Source organism: Undibacterium sp. RuRC25W, from assembly GCF_049339825.1.
GTDB lineage: Bacteria > Pseudomonadota > Gammaproteobacteria > Burkholderiales > Burkholderiaceae_D > Undibacterium.
Map to the genome: position 1 here is coordinate 1 of NZ_JBMPPD010000096.1, position 248 is coordinate 248.

General features: G+C 42.7%; 2 pseudogenes. One reads left to right on the top strand and one right to left on the bottom strand.

The features are described from left to right. Positions 1 to 108: pseudogene (locus ACO0KV_RS18445) on the top strand (IS5/IS1182 family transposase); the annotation flags it as partial. A gap of 23 nt (positions 109 to 131) precedes the next feature. Here the strand turns inward: ACO0KV_RS18445 and ACO0KV_RS18450 are convergent. Beyond that, positions 132 to 248, bottom strand: a pseudogene (locus ACO0KV_RS18450) (IS30 family transposase); the annotation flags it as partial.

Consider the following 248-nt stretch of genomic DNA (forward strand, 5'->3'; position numbering starts at 1 on the left):
TTTGCTCACATCAAACAATTTAGGCGGGTTGCAACGCGATACGACAAACTCGCTGAACGATTTGCTTCATTTGTGGCAATTGCAGCTTCGATGCTTTGGTTAAAATAAATGTCAACACGCCCTAATTTACCATATCGTTTTTTTCGTTTCTTCTGACAACGTAGATTTTTCCAAAGTGCTCCGCCTGATCGTTTATCCGCATAGACACGTTGATAAACTGTTTCCGGACTTATCGCCGCATGACCGCT